Below are 264 nucleotides of genomic sequence, written 5' to 3'. Positions count from 1 at the left end.
ACCGTACGGCGGCGACGCTGGCGATCGCCGGCAGCACCGCGGCGGCCGCCCTGGCTGTTCTCGAGCTGGGCCCCGACGACACCGTCTTGATGGGTGGAGCGGGTGGCGGCGTCGGCGTCTTCGCAGTGCAGCTCGCCCGCATCGCGGGTGCGAGCGTGATCGGGACAGGCTCTCCGGCAACCGCCGGATACCTCGCGAGCCTCGGTGCCGAGCCCGTCGCCTACGGGAGTGGTCTCGCCGACCGAATCCGCGCACTCGGTGTCC

1 pseudogene is annotated in these 264 nt (G+C 73.1%); it reads left to right on the top strand.

The annotated features are described in order from the left end of the window. Positions 1-264, top strand: a pseudogene (locus tag SB717_RS36730) (NADP-dependent oxidoreductase); the annotation flags it as partial.

The sequence above is a fragment of the Priestia sp. SIMBA_032 genome (assembly GCF_046535215.1).
GTDB classification, from domain to species: domain Bacteria; phylum Bacillota; class Bacilli; order Bacillales; family Bacillaceae_H; genus Priestia; species Priestia aryabhattai.
This window is presented reverse-complemented; position numbering and strand designations above follow the sequence as displayed.